Below are 17,798 nucleotides of genomic sequence, written 5' to 3' on the forward strand. Positions count from 1 at the left end.
GAAAAGAAGACTGGCCTGCAAACGTTAAGATGGCAAGCTTGACAAGTATTTCCGACACATTTACAATGAAGTTGTAACATTTGTTTTTTTAACATGATTGTTAAACCATTTAAACTTGACAAGGGCGATGAACACACTCATTCCCTGTGAAGGTTCTGTATGTTGAGAAAACTAGACAATGTACATGCCGACACTTTTTAAGCAACAACCAAGTTCATAGCAAGAGGAGGTGAAAGTATGACCCCAATTATGATGGTTCTCATCTCCATTTTGCTGATTCTACTCGGTTTAGTTGTTGGCTACTTTGTTCGTAAAACCATTGCCGAAGCGAAAATTGCGGGCGCACGCGGTGCAGCCGAGCAAATTCTTGAAGATGCGAAGCGTGATGCTGAAGCACTGAAAAAAGAAGCTCTGCTTGAAGCAAAGGATGAAATCCACAAACTTCGAATAGATGCTGAACAGGAAGTTCGTGAAAGACGAAATGAGCTTCAAAAACAAGAAAACCGTTTACTCCAAAAGGAGGAAAACCTTGATCGCAAACATGAGGGAATTGATAAACGGGAAGCGATGTTGGAGAAGAAAGATCATTCTCTGAATGAACGACAACAACATATTGAAGAGATGGAAAGCAAAGTGGATGAGATGATTCGTATGCAGCAGTCTGAGTTGGAACGAATTTCGAGTCTGACTCGTGACGAAGCGAAACAAATCATTCTTGAGCGGGTTGAAAACGAGCTTTCACATGACATCGCCATCATGACAAAAGAAACTGAAAACCGTGCGAAAGAAGAGGCGGATAAGAAAGCGAAAAACATTCTTTCACTCGCCTTACAGCGCTGCGCAGCGGACCACGTTGCCGAAACAACGGTATCAGTTGTCAATCTTCCAAATGATGAGATGAAAGGACGTATCATCGGACGGGAAGGGCGTAACATTCGTACGCTTGAAACGCTGACAGGAATTGACCTGATTATTGATGATACGCCTGAAGCTGTCATTCTTTCCGGATTTGATCCGATCAGACGTGAGACAGCCAGAATTGCTCTTGATAAACTCGTTCAGGATGGCCGTATTCATCCGGCACGGATTGAAGAAATGGTTGAAAAATCTCGCCGCGAGGTCGATGACTATATTCGTGAGATGGGTGAGCAAACGACATTTGAGGTTGGCGTTCATGGCCTCCACCCAGATCTCATCAAGATCCTCGGCCGCTTAAAGTTCCGTACAAGCTACGGTCAAAATGTGCTTAAGCATTCCATGGAAGTCGCATTCTTGGCCGGTCTAATGGCATCGGAGCTTGGTGAAGACGCAAAGCTTGCTAAACGTGCGGGTCTTCTTCACGACATCGGGAAAGCAATTGACCATGAAGTAGAAGGAAGCCACGTTGAGATCGGGGTAGAGCTTGCGACCAAATATAAAGAGCACCCAGTCGTGATTAACAGTATTGCATCACACCACGGGGACGAGGAGCCGACTTCCATTATTGCTGTACTGGTAGCTGCAGCAGATGCGCTTTCCGCTGCAAGACCTGGCGCAAGAAGTGAGACGCTCGAGAATTATATTCGAAGACTTGAAAAACTCGAAGAAATTTCTGAGTCCTACGAAGGTGTTGAAAAATCATTTGCCATTCAGGCTGGACGCGAAGTGCGAATTATGGTGAAGCCGGATTCAATTAATGATCTTGAGGCTCATCGACTGGCGCGAGATATCCGCAAGCGAATTGAGGACGAGCTCGATTATCCAGGTCATATTAAGGTGACAGTAATCAGAGAGACTCGAGCCGTAGAGTATGCAAAATAAAGTGATGCGCTAAGCATCACTTTATTTTTTTGACGGCAAGGAATTTTCAAGAAGAAAGGATTTACAAAATGAGAATTTTATTTATCGGAGATGTTGTCGGTTCACCGGGCCGTGACATGGTCAAAGAATATGTACCAAAGCTAAAAACAAAATATAAGCCTCACTTTACCATTATTAATGGTGAAAACGCCGCACATGGAAAAGGCCTGACGGAAAAAATTTATCACAGCTTAATCCAGTCCGGCGCAGATGCAATCACAATGGGGAACCACACATGGGACAAAAAAGAAATATTTGATTTTATAGATGACGTTCCGAACTTGGTTCGCCCGGCAAACTTTCCTGAAGGAACACCGGGGAAAGGGATCACATATGTGAAAGCAAACGGCAAAGAACTAGCAGTCATTAATTTGCAGGGACGTACGTTTTTGCCGCCGCTTGATGACCCGTTTTTAAAAGCGGATGAATTGATCGCAGAAGCTGCGAAAAGAACACCGTACATTTTTATTGACTTTCATGCCGAAGCGACAAGTGAAAAGCTCGCACTTGGCTGGTACACGGATGGACGGGCATCGGCTGTAGTAGGAACTCATACACACGTGCAAACAGCGGATAACCGCATTTTGCCGAAGGGAACGGCATATATTACTGATGTGGGAATGACTGGCCCGTATGACGGTATACTGGGGATGGACAGAGAGACGATTATTAAGCGATTCAAAACGAACCTTCCAGTCCGGTTTACTGTCGCTGAAGGAAAAACAACGCTCAGCGGAGTTGTCATTGACATTGACGATCAAACGAAAAAAGCCGTGAAAATTGAGCGTATTTTAATCAACGATGATCACATGTTCTTTGAATAGTTGAACATATGGTTATTTTATAAAAATATTAAAAAGAAAAGCAGGAATATAGCAACTCCTTAGTGAATATAGTAAAAATGGAAGGTAGCCCGCTATTTTTGAAAAGCATTGTGGGGATGGCTTTTTGGATAGCAACATCTAATAATGATTGTTCTAATGAACACTCACTTATCCATTGTAAAACTAAGGGGGAGCAGAAATGGAAATCTTAAAAGTTTCAGCAAAATCGAGTCCAAATTCAGTGGCAGGTGCGCTTGCAGGCGTGTTGAGAGAGCGAGGAGCCGCCGAGATTCAAGCGATCGGAGCGGGTGCATTAAACCAGGCTGTAAAAGCTGTGGCGATTGCCAGGGGATTTGTGGCGCCAAGCGGCGTTGATTTGATTTGTATTCCGGCTTTTACAGATATTCAAATCGATGGGGAAGAAAGAACAGCGATTAAATTAATCGTGGAGCCTCGCTAAAAACAAATAAAGCATTCTCAACCTGTTTGCGTAATGCAAACAGGTTGTTTTTCATTTATTGTGATATTTTCTCCCGATAGTATTTTTAGCACATAAATGAGCGAATATACAAAATCAGAAATGAGCTAAAACGTTTCAAAAAAAATTTCCGCCCATTTTTCAAGACAGATACTTTTGTCCTTCTGGAAAAGACAGTTCTGTTTACGCTTATTCCATATCATGGTACAATCCGAATATAACAAGAATTTTTCAAGGAGGATTGTACATGCAGAGTGGAAAGATGAAAGCTCTAATGAAAAAGGACGGGGCGTTCGGTGCTGTGCTGACTGAAGTTCCCATTCCTGAGATTGATAAACATGAAGTCCTCATAAAAGTGAAAGCCGCTTCCATATGCGGCACGGATGTCCACATTTATAATTGGGATCAATGGGCACGTCAGAGAATCAAAACACCCTATGTTTTCGGCCATGAGTTCAGCGGCATCGTAGAGGGCGTGGGAGAGAATGTCAGCAGTGTAAAAGTGGGAGAGTATGTGTCTGCGGAAACACACATTGTCTGTGGTGAATGTGTCCCTTGCCTAACAGGAAAATCTCATGTGTGTACCAATACTGCTATAATCGGAGTGGACACGGCAGGCTGTTTTGCGGAGTATGTAAAAGTTCCAGCTGATAACATTTGGAGAAATCCCGCTGATATGGACCCGTCGATTGCTTCCATTCAAGAGCCTTTAGGAAATGCAGTTCATACCGTACTCGAGAGCCAGCCTGCAGGAGGAACGACTGCAGTCATTGGATGCGGACCGATTGGTCTTATGGCTGTTGCGGTTGCAAAAGCAGCAGGAGCTTCTCAGGTGATAGCGATTGATAAGAATGAATACAGGCTGAGGCTTGCAAAACAAATGGGAGCGACTTGTACTGTTTCTATTGAAAAAGAAGACCCGCTCAAAATTGTAAGCGCTTTAACGAGTGGAGAAGGAGCAGATCTTGTTTGTGAGATGTCGGGCCATCCCTCAGCGATTGCCCAAGGTCTTGCGATGGCTGCGAATGGCGGAAGATTTCATATTCTCAGCTTGCCGGAACATCCGGTGACAATTGATTTGACGAATAAAGTGGTATTTAAAGGGCTTACCATCCAAGGAATCACAGGAAGAAAAATGTTTTCAACATGGCGCCAGGTGTCTCAGTTGATCAGTTCAAACATGATCGATCTTGCACCTGTTATTACCCATCAGTTTCCATTAGAGGAGTTTGAAAAAGGTTTCGAACTGATGAGAAGCGGGCAGTGCGGAAAAGTAATTTTAATTCCATAAAGGGGGATAAACATGACGAAGGAATTTGAGTTTTTAAAAGCAGAGCTTAATAGTATGAAAGAAAACCATACATGGCAAGACATAAAACAGCTTGAATCTATGCAGGGCCCATCTGTCACAGTGAATCACCAAAAAGTCATTCAGCTATCTTCTAATAATTACCTCGGATTCACTTCACATCCTAGACTCATCAACGCCGCACAGGAGGCCGTTCAGCAGTATGGAGCCGGCACCGGATCAGTGAGAACGATTGCGGGTACATTTACAATGCATCAAGAGCTTGAGAAAAAGCTGGCAGCCTTTAAAAAAACGGAGGCGGCACTTGTATTCCAATCAGGCTTCACAACAAACCAAGGCGTACTTTCAAGTATTCTATCAAAAGAGGACATTGTCATCTCAGATGAATTGAACCATGCCTCTATTATTGACGGAATTCGACTGACAAAGGCGGATAAAAAGGTGTATCAGCACGTCAATATGAGTGATTTAGAGCGGGTGCTGAGAAAGTCAATGAATTATCGGATGCGTCTGATTGTGACAGACGGCGTATTTTCCATGGATGGCAACATAGCTCCTCTGCCTGATATTGTAGAGCTCGCTGAGAAATATGACGCATTTGTGATGGTGGATGACGCCCATGCATCCGGAGTACTTGGCGAAAACGGCAGGGGAACGGTGAATCACTTCGGTCTTGACGGCAGAGTGCATATTCAGGTCGGAACATTAAGCAAGGCAATCGGAGTGCTCGGCGGCTACGCTGCAGGTTCAAAGGTGCTGATCGATTATTTGCGCCATAAAGGCCGTCCATTTTTATTCAGCACATCTCATCCGCCGGCAGTCACTGCAGCTTGTATGGAAGCGATTGATGTCTTGCTTGAAGAGCCGGAGCATATGGAGCGCTTGTGGGAGAATACTGCCTATTTTAAAGCAATGCTTGTGAAAATGGGTCTGACTCTCACGAAGAGTGAAACGCCGATTCTTCCTATTTTAATAGGTGATGAAGGTGTGGCAAAGCAATTTTCAGATCAGCTCCTTTCTCGCGGTGTTTTTGCCCAAAGTATCGTTTTCCCGACTGTAGCAAAGGGAAAAGCCAGAATTCGCACGATTATAACAGCAGAGCACACCAAAGATGAACTGGATCAGGCGCTTGATGTCATCGAAAAGACGGCAAAGGAGCTCCAGCTATTGTAACAAGAGGAAGAGTTTACTCTTCCTCTTTTGATTCCTTATTGATTATTATTCTCAATGAGTGTACAATGATAGGTTGCCAGTTGTGCAGAGCTTCAATAACCTTTATACTGAAGGGTGGAAGTTTGGTTTGAAAGGAGAAAATATGACATGAATGAAAAACAAAAATTAGAGAGCGGACAAGTTCATCCATCGGACAAAAAATCCGAGAAGGATTACAGCAAGTACTTTGAAGCTGTTTACATTCCGCCTTCTTTAAAAGACGCGAAAAAACGAGGCAAGGAAGCCGTTACTTATCATAATGACTTTAAAATTTCTGAACAATTTAAAGGATTGGGAGACGGAAGAAAGTTCTATATCCGTACGTACGGCTGCCAAATGAATGAACACGATACAGAGGTTATGGCAGGGATCTTTATGGCGCTCGGTTACGAAGCGACAAACTCTGTTGACGATGCCAATGTCATTTTGTTAAATACATGTGCAATCCGTGAAAATGCTGAAAACAAGGTGTTTGGTGAGCTCGGGCACTTAAAAGCACTGAAAAAAAACAATCCCGATCTGATTTTAGGCGTGTGCGGCTGTATGTCCCAAGAGGAATCAGTCGTGAACCGTATTTTGAAAAAACATCCGTTTGTCGATATGATTTTCGGAACGCATAACATTCATCGCCTGCCGGAGCTTTTGTCAGAAGCATACCTTTCAAAAGAAATGGTTGTAGAAGTTTGGTCTAAGGAAGGGGACGTTATTGAAAACCTTCCAAAAGTCCGAAATGGAAAAATTAAGGGCTGGGTCAATATCATGTACGGCTGTGACAAATTCTGTACGTATTGCATTGTGCCTTACACACGCGGAAAAGAAAGAAGCCGCCGCCCTGAGGATATCATTCAGGAAGTGAGAAGGCTCGCAAGTGAAGGCTATAAGGAAATTACTCTGTTAGGCCAAAACGTAAACGCGTATGGAAAAGACTTTGAAGATATGACGTACGGACTTGGTGATTTGATGGATGAACTGAGAAAAATCGATATCCCGAGAATCCGTTTTACAACGAGTCATCCGCGCGACTTTGACGACCGCCTCATTGAAGTGCTGGCAAAAGGCGGAAATCTGCTTGATCACATTCATCTTCCGGTTCAATCAGGAAGCTCAGAAGTTCTCAAGCTGATGGCCCGCAAATATGACAGAGAGCGTTACATGGAGCTGGTGCGAAAAATTAAAGAAGCAATGCCAAACGCTTCTTTGACAACGGACATTATCGTCGGATTTCCAAATGAAACGGACGAACAGTTTGAAGAAACGCTTTCTCTATACCGTGAAGTGGAGTTTGACAGCGCCTATACGTTCATTTACTCTCCGCGTGAAGGCACTCCGGCTGCTAAGATGAAAGATAATGTACCGATGCGTGTGAAAAAAGAACGCCTGCAGCGTCTAAACGCACTGGTGAATGAAATTTCTGCTAAAAAAATGAAGGAATACGAAGGCAAGGTTGTCGAAGTATTAGTTGAGGGTGAAAGCAAAAATAACCCTGATATTCTTGCTGGCTATACTGAAAAAAGCAAGCTTGTCAATTTCAAAGGGCCGAAGGAAGCCATCGGCAAAATCGTCCGCGTGAAAATCCAGCAAGCGAAAACATGGTCGCTTGACGGAGAAATGGTAGGAGAAGCAATCGAGGTGAAATGAGATGACGCTCTACTCAAAAAAAGACATTGTGCAGCAGGCTCGAAACCTTGCAAAAATGATTTCTGAAACAGAAGAGGTTGATTTTTTCAAACGGGCTGAAGCGCAAATCAATGAGAATGACAAAGTGTCCACAATCGTTAATCAGATTAAAGCCCTGCAAAAGCAGGCTGTCAATCTGAAGCATTATGAAAAGCATGAAGCGCTCAAACAAGTAGAAGCAAAAATTGACGCGCTGCAAGAAGAGCTTGAAGAGATTCCTGTTATCCAGGAATTCAGAGACTCGCAAATGGAAGTAAATGACCTACTGCAGCTCGTTGCACACACCATTTCCAACCAAGTCACAAATGAAATCATCACATCAACCGGAGGCGACCTGCTGAAAGGGGAAACCGGTTCAAAGGTGAAGCATTCAAATAACAGCTGTTCTCTCTAAACACGGTGCCTTTACAGGCCCGTGTTTTTTTATCATTTGTGCGGTTAAAAATGAACTAAATAATCTATGTACCAAATGTTCAATTGGTTTTTCTGTGCTCAGCCGCGTATAAACTTTATCGCACTTATAAGTAAAGTTTCTAGGCACCCCTGCATACAATGGAACAGAAACTTTGTATTTTTATATTTTATTTATAAAAATGCACACTAGACAAATGCCCAGCATAAGATAACACGAAGAAGAACAAGGAGGCATGCCGGAATGTCTGAATACAGGGAAATTATTACGAAGGCAGTAGTAGCGAAAGGCCGAAAATTCACCCAATGCACCAACACCATCTCGCCTGAGAAAAAACCGAGCAGCATTTTGGGTGGTTGGATTATTAACCACAAGTATGACGCTGAAAAAATTGGAAAAACGGTAGAAATTGAAGGGTATTATGATATAAACGTATGGTACTCTTACGCGGACAACACAAAGACAGAGGTTGTCACAGAACGGGTAAAATATGTAGATGTCATTAAACTCAGATACAGAGACAATAATTACTTAGATGATGAGCATGAAGTGATTGCCAAAGTGCTTCAGCAGCCAAACTGCCTTGAAGTGACCATTTCGCCGAATGGAAATAAAATCGTTGTGCAGGCAGAAAGAGAATTTTTGGCGGAAGTGGTAGGGGAAACAAAGGTAGTTGTTGAGGTCAATCCTGACTGGGAAGAGGATGACGAGGAAGATTGGGAAGATGAGCTTGATGAAGAGCTTGAAGACATCAACCCGGAGTTTTTAGTGGGAGATCCTGAAGAATAAAAAAGGGACTAGGGGAGACAGTACCCCCAAGTCTCTTTTTTATATTGATATATCATTCTTTTATCACTTTTTGTTTATGTTATAATGAAGGTTGGAAAATAGAAACGTTGATACATAGTGAGGGATTAAACAATGGCCGGTTATACGCCTATGATACAGCAATATTTAAAAATAAAGGCAGAGCACCAGGATGCCTTTTTATTTTTTCGCCTGGGTGATTTTTATGAAATGTTTTTTGAGGACGCCAAAAAAGCGTCACAAGAGCTGGAAATTACGTTAACGAGCAGAGACGGCGGTGCGGCTGAAAAAATACCGATGTGCGGTGTGCCGTATCATTCTGCTTCCGCGTATATCGAACAGCTTATTAAAAAAGGATACAAAGTGGCGATCTGTGAACAGACGGAAGATCCGAAAGCCGCAAAGGGCGTTGTGAAAAGAGAAGTAGTTCAGCTGATTACGCCCGGAACTGTAATGGACGGCAAAGGCATCCATGAGTCGGAAAATAATTTTATCGCATCTGTTTCAGCCTGCTCGAACGGATACGGACTTGCTCTGTCTGATTTAACAACGGGAGAAAATTTGGCTGTTTTGATTGAACGGCTTGAAGACGTCATATCAGAAATTTATTCAGTCGGCGCACGGGAAATCGTGGTTTCAGGAAGCTTGGATGCCGATACAGTGGCACAGCTGAGAGAGCGGTGCGGTGCAACGATTTCAATTGAAGACGGAGAAACAGACGAACACGTAACGATCATTGAGCACTTAAATAATGAAGATATAACAAAAACATTTCTGCGCTTATATACGTATTTGAAAAGAACCCAAAAGCGCAGCCTTGATCATCTTCAGCCCGTGCAGGTGTATGAGCTTGAGGAAGCGATGAAAATTGACTTGTACTCAAAGCGTAATCTGGAGCTGACCGAAACGATTCGTTCGAAAAATAAAAAAGGCTCCCTTTTGTGGCTGCTGGATGAAACAAAAACGGCAATGGGAGGCCGGCTACTTAAACAGTGGATTGACCGGCCGCTTATCAGAGTCAATCAAATCGAAGAGCGCCAAGAAATGGTGGAAACATTAATGTCCCATTTCTTTGAACGGGAAGATCTGCGTGAACGTTTAAAAGAAGTATATGACTTAGAACGCCTTGCCGGCCGCGTTGCATTCGGAAATGTCAATGCCCGGGATTTGATTCAGCTGAAGGAATCGTTAAAGCAAGTGCCTGGCATCAAACAGCTGGTTGCTTCACTGGCTCATGACAAGGCCAAGGAACGTGCAAAGCGCATTGACCCTTGCGGGGATGTACTTGAACTGCTGGAAGAAGCGCTGTACGAAAACCCTCCTTTATCGGTAAAAGAAGGGAACCTGATTAAAGATGGTTATAATCAAAAGCTTGATGAATATCGTGATGCAAGCAGAAACGGAAAAGACTGGATTGCCCGCCTGGAACAGCAGGAGCGGGAATACACAGGCATTCGCTCTTTAAAGGTCGGCTTTAATAAAGTTTTCGGTTATTACATTGAAGTGACAAAAGCAAACTTGCATTTGCTTGAGGAAGGGCGTTATGAGCGGAAGCAGACGTTAACCAATGCAGAGCGCTACATTACACCTGAATTAAAAGAAAAAGAAGCGCTCATTTTAGAGGCGGAAAATAACATCTGTGAGCTGGAGTACGAGCTGTTTACCGAGCTGCGCGAGAAAGTGAAGCAGTATATTCCGCGGCTGCAGCAGCTTGCAAAACAGATGAGCGAGCTGGACGCACTGCAATGCTTTGCGACAATCAGTGAAAATCGCCACTACACGAAACCAGAGTTCTCTAAAGATGAAGTCGAAGTGATTGAAGGCAGACACCCGGTTGTTGAAAAAGTCATGGACAGCCAGGAATATGTCCCGAACAACTGTATGATGGGCGATAACAGACAAATGCTTCTCATTACAGGTCCAAACATGTCAGGGAAAAGCACGTATATGAGACAAATCGCGCTCATTTCCATTATGGCGCAAATCGGCTGCTTTGTACCCGCGAAAAAAGCGGTGCTCCCGATTTTCGATCAAATTTTTACGCGAATCGGCGCTGCAGATGATTTGATTTCCGGACAAAGTACATTTATGGTAGAAATGCTTGAAGCGAAAAATGCGATTGTCAATGCGACGAAAAACAGCCTCATTCTGTTTGATGAAATCGGGCGGGGAACGTCCACTTATGACGGCATGGCGCTGGCACAGGCGATTATTGAATATGTTCACGATCATATCGGCGCCAAGACGCTGTTCAGCACACACTATCACGAGCTGACCGTTCTTGAGGACAAGCTGCCCCAGCTGAAAAACGTTCATGTTCGCGCTGAAGAATATAACGGAACGGTTGTCTTTCTTCATCAAATTAAAGAAGGTGCGGCTGATAAAAGCTATGGTATCCATGTAGCTCAGCTTGCCGAACTGCCGGGAGATCTGATTGCGCGCGCTCAAGATATTTTAAAAGAGCTTGAGCATTCAGGAAACAAACCGGAAGTGCCGGTGCAGAAACCTCAGGTGAAAGAAGAGCCGGCACAGCTGTCCTTTTTTGACGAAGCGGAAAAGCCGGCTGAAACACCAAAGCTTTCAAAAAAAGAAAAGCAAGTGATCGATGCTTTCAAATCACTTAATATACTGGATATGACACCGCTTGAAGCGATGAATGAAATGTACAAGCTGCAAAAGAAATTACATTAAAACGGGGTGATGAATGTGGCAAAAGTCATCCAACTGTCAGATGAGCTTTCAAATAAAATAGCGGCGGGCGAGGTTGTGGAACGGCCCGCCTCAGTCGTCAAAGAATTGGTGGAAAATGCGATCGACGCTGACAGCACAGTCATTGAAATCGATATTGAGGAAGCAGGCCTTGCATCCATTCGGGTCTTGGATAACGGCGAAGGAATGGAGAATGAAGATTGCAAGCGAGCTTTCCGGCGCCACGCAACGAGTAAAATAAAAGATGAAAATGATTTATTCAGGGTGAGAACGCTCGGTTTCAGGGGAGAAGCCCTGCCGAGTATCGCGTCAGTCTCTCATCTGGAGATTACAACAAGCACTGGTGAAGGAGCTGGGACGAAGCTCGTCCTCCAAGGAGGAAACATCATTTCCGAATCGCGTTCCTCAAGCAGGAAGGGAACTGAAATTGTCGTTTCCAACCTGTTTTTTAACACACCGGCCCGTTTGAAATATATGAAAACCGTTCATACAGAGCTTGGAAACATTACAGATGTGGTTAACCGTATTGCTCTGGCGCATCCAGAGGTATCGATCCGCCTGCGCCATCATGGGAAAAACCTGCTTCAAACGAACGGAAACGGAGATGTGCGCCATGTACTGGCAGCGATTTACGGCACGGCTGTCGCCAAAAAAATGCTTCCGCTGCATGTGAGCTCCTTGGATTTTGAAGTAAAGGGATATATCGCCCTCCCAGAGATTACACGGGCGTCGAGAAACTATATGTCGTCTGTGGTCAATGGCCGTTACATTAAAAATTTCCCGCTCGTCAAAGCGGTTCATGAAGGCTATCATACGCTTCTGCCGATCGGACGCCATCCGATTACTTTTATAGAAATTACGATGGACCCGATTTTAGTCGATGTCAACGTGCATCCATCGAAGCTTGAGGTCCGGCTCAGCAAGGAAACAGAGCTTCATGACTTAATACGTGACGGAATTAAAGATGTGTTTAAACAGCAGCAGCTGATTCCTAGTGCCCAGGTCCCGAAAAAATCAGCACCTGCCATCAAAAATGAGCAGCAGTTTATAACCTTTGATGAAAAGCCTCCGGAAAAAAAAGTTCCGGAAAAATCGACTGCGCCATCTTATTCACCGATGAAGCTCAGCTCAGTCGTAAAAGAGCCGGTTGATGCGGAGGAAAAATTGCCCCCTCTCCAATTTGATGCTCCTCCTATCGTTGATCAGGAACAAACCCTTGAGGTGTCCGATGTTTCAGCAGAACAGCCTGAAACATTTGAGCAGGAATGCCATGAGGAACAGCCGCAGCCAGCGTCTGATCGGGTTCCAATTATGTACCCGATTGGCCAGATGCACGGGACTTATATATTGGCACAAAACGAAAACGGCCTATATATTATCGACCAGCACGCCGCCCAAGAACGTATTAAATATGAGTACTTCCGTGAAAAGGTGGGGGAGGTTGAGCCTGAGGTGCAGGAGATGATTGTACCGCTGACGTTCCACTACTCCACAAATGAGGCTTTGATTATTGAACAGCACAAACAAGAGCTCGAAAGCGTCGGTGTCTTTTTAGAGTCATTCGGCTCTAACAGTTACATCGTCCGCTGCCACCCAGCCTGGTTTCCAAAGGGAGAAGAAGCAGAGCTTATAGAAGAAATCATTCAGCAGGTGCTCGACTCCAAAAATATAGATATTAAAAAACTTCGCGAGGAAGCGGCGATTATGATGAGCTGCAAAGGCTCCATCAAAGCAAATCGCCACCTCAGAAACGACGAAATCAAAGCGCTTCTGGACGACCTCCGAAGCACATCAGACCCATTTACATGCCCGCACGGCCGCCCGATCATCATTCACCACTCGACATATGAGATGGAAAAGATGTTCAAACGCGTGATGTAGCGGGGGTGGTAGGCATTGATCCATTCTCTGAATGGATCAATGCTTTTTTTGTACTCCTTCGAGTGTCAGATTATAAGAAACGGTTGTAAACGTGTGAGCAGTGTTAACGCATTATACTTCATGGTTCCTCCGTATAACAAAATTTCCATTTACAGGCAATTGGGATTAATGTATATTTTGGGTGAGGGGGTGGAAACATATGGCATGTGGTCCGAAGATCATTATCTTTTTGGATGAACTTGATGATCCAAATGTGAGAATCATTTTAGAATGCAGAATTTAAATTACAACATTGTGTTTTGCTCCCTGTTCGTGTGAACAGGGAGATTTTTTCGTTTATATAACTGGTGATGTCCAAATATAGGGTGTTATGAATTTTCCATATCTGCCATCGGCTTTAAGCTGCTTCTCTATTAGGCTGGTTATCAAAAGCAAGTTCAATGATAGCCATGAAAGCTGATATCACAACAAGCAAGACATCTGGAATATAAATAGACTGCATAAAGTAATCTGCAAAACAGATCGTTATAAGATTGCTGATAAAATACAGTATAAAAGCAAAAAGTGCAGTCTTTTTCAATGAAAGTGATTTTGCCAAAATGATAGAGATAATCTTTGTGAGTGGGTCTATGATTAAACCTACAGCAAAGCAGGCTAAAATAAATAAAGCTAATGTTTGATTGGAAGCGTATGTGATGCCAAGTATGGAGAATAAGCCTTTCATCCCGAAGAAAAAGCCGCCGAAGATGACTGCAAGCGCGATGGCCGCGATAAAAGTAATAGATACAATTCCGATTAATTTTGATCTCAGGTTAAAATCTTTAGAGTGCTCGTTCTGTTCTTTTTGGTTCATGTATGACACTCCCTTCACCTGCTTACTCATACAAACAGCACCCTTGAATCAGCCCAAAATATCTATAAGTCTGTTTTCTGACGAAAATAGTATAGCATATTTTAACAAAACCAAAAAAGGCCCTTTCCACTGGGGAAGGGCCTTTTTCATCATGTTAACTCCTGAGATTCGCCGAAGCTTTCTCTTTTTTTGGCCAAATAAAATAGCTGGCTGTAATGAGAAAGTCAATGCCTATAATGACAGTCCACAGTTTAAGAATGCCGCTCAACGCCTCGGTTCGGGAAGAGTCATTGATAAAATAGATCATCCCTGCCAATAGTCCCGCACCAATTAAGTAGGCCAGCACATGTCTTAGCCAGCCTTTCGCACCGTGCTTGGCATGGTCCATTCCAAAACGTTTCAGCGGTTTTGTTCCTTTTTTTGTCACATAATATTGAAACTTTTCATCTGCCCATTGAATCATTTGTTTCCCATAAGCGATCGATATACCGATGTAAACAGCTGCAATCCCATGGGCTGCGGTCGCTGAGGCTCCGCGGTAAAGGTCCACACCAGTTGCCGCTAACAAGATCAAATCGATAACTGGAGTTAAGGCAAGGAATAGCAGTCCTAATGTATGTCGTTTGAATACGTAGCGTACAGCAAGCCCCAAAACAATGACAACCCAAAACGCAATTTCACAGAAAACAATCATCCATGCGATACCGTTCAATCCATTCCCCTCTTTTCAATACAGTTGTATTATTTAAATAATATGTTACCATCTTTGTTTTTGTAACACAACTGTATTATAAAAATTGCCCTCTCATTTTTTTCTTGTTACAATAAAGCTATGCCAAAACAAATTGACCATGAGAAAAGAAGAAAACAAATTGCAGAAGCAACGTGGCGCGTCATTTTAGAACGAGGGATGGAGGGAGCATCAGCCAGAAATATTGCAAAGGAAGCAGGATTGTCATTAGGTGCGCTGCGCCATTATTTCTCTACACAGGATGAATTGCTTGCTTTTGCAATGAAACTTGTCCAAGAAAAGGTAACGGACCGAATTAAGGACATTGCAGTGAGGGATTTGCTCCCTAAGGAAAAAGTGTTGCAAATTTTGCTTGAAATGGTCCCAACGAATGAAGAAACGATTAGAGAGATGGAGGTTTGGTTTGCTTTTACTGCTTACGCCAGACATAAAAAGGATATGTTTGATGCGAGTCATGACGGGATTTTCAGCGGCATGCGGAATCTGATTGCCTATTTAGATGAATCCGATTTACTGAAGCAGAATGCTGATAAAGACATTGAAGCTGAGAGACTTTACGCGCTTGTTGACGGCTTGGCTTTACATGCCATGCTTGACCCTGTGCGCGTGAATAAAGACCGAATCAAGCGGGTCATTATGCAGCATGTAGAGTCAATTTGCGTGGAAGATACACGTGAGACACAAAAACGACATCCTTAAGGCACTAGTGCGAAAAGCGATTCTTGTTGGGCATGCGTCCAAAAGAGTCGCTTTTTTATTTTCAAAGAACAAGGATCTCTGAAAAAAATGGAAAACAATCATGCTGTTTGGTAAAGTGGAATGAAAGACGGACTGAGGGGTGAACACTGGTCCATCGTTTAAGAACTTTACATGATAGGGATGGTATAAATGAATCTTACTTACAAGGTGCATCCAATTAAAACAAGGTATCAGGGCTGGACGAATTATTGCTATATCATTGAAGATATTGTAAGCAGATCTGCAATTGTTGTTGATCCCTCATGGGAATTGAGTAAGATAACCACTACACTTTCCGAACTCGAAGCGGAATTAAAGGCAGTCGCATTGACACACTCTCATTATGATCATGTAAATCTGGTAGACCCGCTGACGAAGATGTTTAACGCTCAAGTTTATATGTCGAAAAAAGAAATTGATTATTATCAATTCCGATGCAGAAATTTAATTAGCCTAGATGATCATCAGACGATCAGCATAGGAAACACAAGAGCACAGTGCCTTCTCACACCGGGGCATACAGCCGGCGGAATGTGTTATTTGTTTTCTGAGAGTATTTTTACCGGAGATACGGTGTTTACAGAAGGGTGCGGCATATGTGAGGATGATGGCAGCTCTGCGGAAGAGATGTTTGATAGCATTCAAAGAATAAAGTCGGAGGTTTCACCCCATGTACGGGTGTATCCTGGTCACTCATTTGGCAAATCGCCCGGCCATTCGATAAAGGATCTTTATCAGCATAATATTTACTTTCAAATTGATAAGAAAGAATATTTTGTGAAATTTCGCACTCGTAAAAACCAAAAAGGTATTTTTGATTTTAAATAATCCTTCTGAATCTATTATCCTATTTTTCTTCGAATATCTAAATGATTTTTATTTTCGAAAATGATTACATAGAAGGTGTTATTTATTTTGAAAACTCATTTGAAAGAAAATGAAGCGCATTATCATGATATGGCGCCCTATATGTAATCCGGGTCTTTTTTCTTATGTTCTGTTATATCTCCTGATCCTTTATTCCTCAATGGAAAAAAGCAGAAAAACAATGGAGCAAACTGTAGGAAAAATTAACTTGACGGATAATATTTACAGAGGTTACCATCAACATGAACATGCTACTATTTATCCGGTCATCACTATTATAAAATCATACAGAAGTGAAACACATCTACTAATCGGAAGGGTGGCTTTGAGAGAATGATCACATATGTTTTTCCAGGTCAGGGTTCACAAAAACAGGGAATGGGCAGCGGCCTATTCGATGAATTTAAAGAACTGACGGATCAGGCAGATGAGATCTTAGGATATTCTATCAAACGTCTTTGCCTGGAAAATCCTTATTCCAATTTAAACAAAACGCAATTTACTCAGCCGGCATTATATGTGGTAAACGCACTAAGCTATCTGAAAAAAATCAGGGATGAAGAAGTTAAACCTGACTTTGTCGCCGGGCACAGCTTGGGTGAATACAATGCGTTATTTGCAGCTGAAGCCTTTGATTTTGAGACAGGTTTACAGCTTGTCAGAAAAAGAGGCGAGCTGATGAGTCTGATAAGCAACGGCGGTATGGCAGCTGTTATGGGACTAAATGAAGAGCAGGTTGCAAAGGCTCTGAAAGAATATCATTTACATGATGTTGATATCGCTAATGTGAATGCCCCATATCAAATTGTAATTTCAGGAAAAAAAGATGAGATTGAAAAAGCCGCATCTCTTTTTGAAACGATGACTGAAGTTACAATGGTACTCCCCTTAAACGTAAGCGGCGCGTTTCATTCCAGATACATGAATAAAGCAAAAGAAGAATTCGAGGAGTTCCTTCATGCCTTTTATTTTTCGCCTCCGTCTATCCCGGTTATTTCTAATGTGTATGCCAAACCGTATACATACGAATTCATGAAACAGACGCTGGCTGATCAAATTAATCATTCAGTGAAATGGACTGACAGCATAAGCTACTTAATGAAAAAAGGCCATATGGAGTTTGAGGAGGTAGGGCCTGGAAATGTTTTAACTGGGTTAATTCATCGCATAAAGAAAGATGCGGAAGCAATGCCCCGCTAAAGCATTTGCCCCTATGGCCATGTATCTCATCAATCAGGTCTAAACACAGATTTCCTTTCATTTAAGGTATAAAGTTTTAAAGATTCAATCGTTCGATTGACACTGTTTCTAATTGAATAACTTTATATACTGTTACATAAAGAGGCTGATAAATTAAGTTAGACATTTGAACTATGTCAGCCGGTCTGTCAAACCATCGCTCCCACATCTAGATGGTCCATTTTTAAACCGCACCCACCAA

At 42.9% G+C, this 17,798-nt stretch carries 16 protein-coding genes; 14 read left to right on the forward strand and 2 right to left on the reverse strand.

Features of this window, described 5'->3' with window-relative positions; genetic code table 11:
• Positions 1-237 precede the first annotated feature (237 nt).
• The 10 genes from rny (at position 238) to mutL (ending at position 13,148) form a co-directional block, all read left to right on the forward strand.
• Positions 238-1,800: a ribonuclease Y gene (gene rny / locus bslm_RS08835; RefSeq protein WP_003221010.1), complete on the forward strand. Its 1,563-nt coding sequence runs from the start codon at positions 238-240 to the stop codon at positions 1,798-1,800.
• A gap of 68 nt (positions 1,801-1,868) precedes the next feature.
• Complete coding sequence (gene ymdB / locus bslm_RS08840) at positions 1,869-2,663, forward strand: 2',3'-cyclic-nucleotide 2'-phosphodiesterase (RefSeq protein WP_003245138.1); 795 nt, start codon at positions 1,869-1,871, stop codon at positions 2,661-2,663.
• A 199-nt stretch (positions 2,664-2,862) separates the two neighbouring features.
• Complete coding sequence (gene spoVS / locus bslm_RS08845; RefSeq protein WP_003154135.1) at positions 2,863-3,123, forward strand: stage V sporulation protein SpoVS; 261 nt, start codon at positions 2,863-2,865, stop codon at positions 3,121-3,123.
• A 265-nt stretch (positions 3,124-3,388) separates the two neighbouring features.
• Positions 3,389-4,432, forward strand: coding sequence for an L-threonine 3-dehydrogenase (gene tdh / locus bslm_RS08850; protein ID WP_003244880.1), 1,044 nt, complete (start codon positions 3,389-3,391; stop codon positions 4,430-4,432).
• Between the two features lie 12 nt (positions 4,433-4,444).
• Positions 4,445-5,623 carry a glycine C-acetyltransferase gene (locus tag bslm_RS08855; RefSeq protein WP_003231837.1) on the forward strand — a complete coding sequence of 393 codons (1,179 nt, stop codon included), beginning with the start codon at positions 4,445-4,447 and terminating at the stop codon, positions 5,621-5,623.
• Positions 5,624-5,770: 147 nt separating this feature from the next.
• Positions 5,771-7,300 (forward strand): tRNA (N6-isopentenyl adenosine(37)-C2)-methylthiotransferase MiaB, encoded by a 1,530-nt coding sequence (gene miaB / locus bslm_RS08860; RefSeq protein WP_003244831.1) that lies wholly within the window; start codon positions 5,771-5,773, stop codon positions 7,298-7,300.
• A gap of 1 nt (position 7,301) precedes the next feature.
• Positions 7,302-7,733, forward strand: a complete 432-nt coding sequence (ricA, locus tag bslm_RS08865; protein ID WP_003231834.1) for a regulatory iron-sulfur-containing complex subunit RicA — start codon at positions 7,302-7,304, stop codon at positions 7,731-7,733.
• Positions 7,734-7,994: 261 nt separating this feature from the next.
• On the forward strand, positions 7,995-8,540 hold the full coding sequence (cotE, locus tag bslm_RS08870) for an outer spore coat protein CotE (RefSeq protein ID WP_003231833.1): 546 nt from the start codon (positions 7,995-7,997) through the stop codon (positions 8,538-8,540).
• 132 nt (positions 8,541-8,672) lie between these two features.
• Complete coding sequence (gene mutS, locus bslm_RS08875) at positions 8,673-11,249, forward strand: DNA mismatch repair protein MutS (protein WP_003244841.1); 2,577 nt, start codon at positions 8,673-8,675, stop codon at positions 11,247-11,249.
• A gap of 15 nt (positions 11,250-11,264) precedes the next feature.
• The gene (mutL, locus tag bslm_RS08880) at positions 11,265-13,148 is read left to right on the forward strand and encodes a DNA mismatch repair endonuclease MutL (RefSeq protein WP_003245099.1); all 1,884 of its coding nucleotides are present in this window, start codon (positions 11,265-11,267) and stop codon (positions 13,146-13,148) included.
• Between the two features lie 397 nt (positions 13,149-13,545).
• Here mutL and bslm_RS08885 read toward each other — a convergent pair whose 3' ends face one another.
• Both bslm_RS08885 and bslm_RS08890 read right to left on the reverse strand, forming a co-directional pair.
• A complete protein-coding gene (locus tag bslm_RS08885; RefSeq protein WP_003231830.1) occupies positions 13,546-14,001 on the reverse strand; it encodes a regulatory YrvL family protein in 456 nt (151 codons plus the stop codon).
• Between the two features lie 154 nt (positions 14,002-14,155).
• Complete coding sequence (locus bslm_RS08890) at positions 14,156-14,713, reverse strand: hypothetical protein (protein WP_003245720.1); 558 nt, start codon at positions 14,711-14,713, stop codon at positions 14,156-14,158.
• 120 nt (positions 14,714-14,833) lie between these two features.
• Between bslm_RS08890 and bslm_RS08895 the strand changes: the two genes are divergently transcribed.
• The 4 genes from bslm_RS08895 to fabD all read left to right on the forward strand — a co-directional run bounded on the left by bslm_RS08895 (position 14,834) and on the right by fabD (position 17,557).
• Positions 14,834-15,451 (forward strand): TetR/AcrR family transcriptional regulator, encoded by a 618-nt coding sequence (locus bslm_RS08895; RefSeq protein ID WP_003231827.1) that lies wholly within the window; start codon positions 14,834-14,836, stop codon positions 15,449-15,451.
• 189 nt (positions 15,452-15,640) lie between these two features.
• A complete protein-coding gene (locus tag bslm_RS08900; protein WP_003231824.1) occupies positions 15,641-16,318 on the forward strand; it encodes an MBL fold metallo-hydrolase in 678 nt (225 codons plus the stop codon).
• A 109-nt stretch (positions 16,319-16,427) separates the two neighbouring features.
• On the forward strand, positions 16,428-16,694 hold the full coding sequence (locus bslm_RS08905; RefSeq protein ID WP_019712693.1) for a hypothetical protein: 267 nt from the start codon (positions 16,428-16,430) through the stop codon (positions 16,692-16,694).
• Entirely contained in the window at positions 16,691-17,557 is an 867-nt protein-coding gene (fabD, locus tag bslm_RS08910; protein ID WP_003231821.1) for an ACP S-malonyltransferase, read from the forward strand. The genes bslm_RS08905 and fabD overlap by 4 nt, the downstream gene beginning before the upstream one ends.
• Positions 17,558-17,798: the final 241 nt, after the last annotated feature.

The sequence above is a fragment of the Bacillus sp. LM 4-2 genome, from assembly GCF_000978495.1.
Classification (GTDB): domain Bacteria; phylum Bacillota; class Bacilli; order Bacillales; family Bacillaceae; genus Bacillus; species Bacillus subtilis.

Excerpts from the sequence above, each read along its gene's own strand:
- rny (WP_003221010.1), top strand. The coding sequence starts at position 238 with ATGACCCCAATTATGATGGTTCTCATCTCCATTTTGCTGATTCTACTC.
- ricA (WP_003231834.1), top strand. The coding sequence starts at position 7,302 with ATGACGCTCTACTCAAAAAAAGACATTGTGCAGCAGGCTCGAAACCTT.
- bslm_RS08855 (WP_003231837.1), top strand. The coding sequence starts at position 4,445 with ATGACGAAGGAATTTGAGTTTTTAAAAGCAGAGCTTAATAGTATGAAA.
- cotE (WP_003231833.1), top strand. The coding sequence starts at position 7,995 with ATGTCTGAATACAGGGAAATTATTACGAAGGCAGTAGTAGCGAAAGGC.
- bslm_RS08885 (WP_003231830.1), bottom strand. The coding sequence starts at position 14,001 with ATGAACCAAAAAGAACAGAACGAGCACTCTAAAGATTTTAACCTGAGA.
- bslm_RS08900 (WP_003231824.1), top strand. The coding sequence starts at position 15,641 with ATGAATCTTACTTACAAGGTGCATCCAATTAAAACAAGGTATCAGGGC.
- mutS (WP_003244841.1), top strand. The coding sequence starts at position 8,673 with ATGGCCGGTTATACGCCTATGATACAGCAATATTTAAAAATAAAGGCA.
- fabD (WP_003231821.1), top strand. The coding sequence starts at position 16,691 with ATGATCACATATGTTTTTCCAGGTCAGGGTTCACAAAAACAGGGAATG.
- bslm_RS08905 (WP_019712693.1), top strand. The coding sequence starts at position 16,428 with ATGAAGCGCATTATCATGATATGGCGCCCTATATGTAATCCGGGTCTT.
- miaB (WP_003244831.1), top strand. The coding sequence starts at position 5,771 with ATGAATGAAAAACAAAAATTAGAGAGCGGACAAGTTCATCCATCGGAC.
- tdh (WP_003244880.1), top strand. The coding sequence starts at position 3,389 with ATGCAGAGTGGAAAGATGAAAGCTCTAATGAAAAAGGACGGGGCGTTC.
- bslm_RS08895 (WP_003231827.1), top strand. The coding sequence starts at position 14,834 with ATGCCAAAACAAATTGACCATGAGAAAAGAAGAAAACAAATTGCAGAA.
- spoVS (WP_003154135.1), top strand. The coding sequence starts at position 2,863 with ATGGAAATCTTAAAAGTTTCAGCAAAATCGAGTCCAAATTCAGTGGCA.
- ymdB (WP_003245138.1), top strand. The coding sequence starts at position 1,869 with ATGAGAATTTTATTTATCGGAGATGTTGTCGGTTCACCGGGCCGTGAC.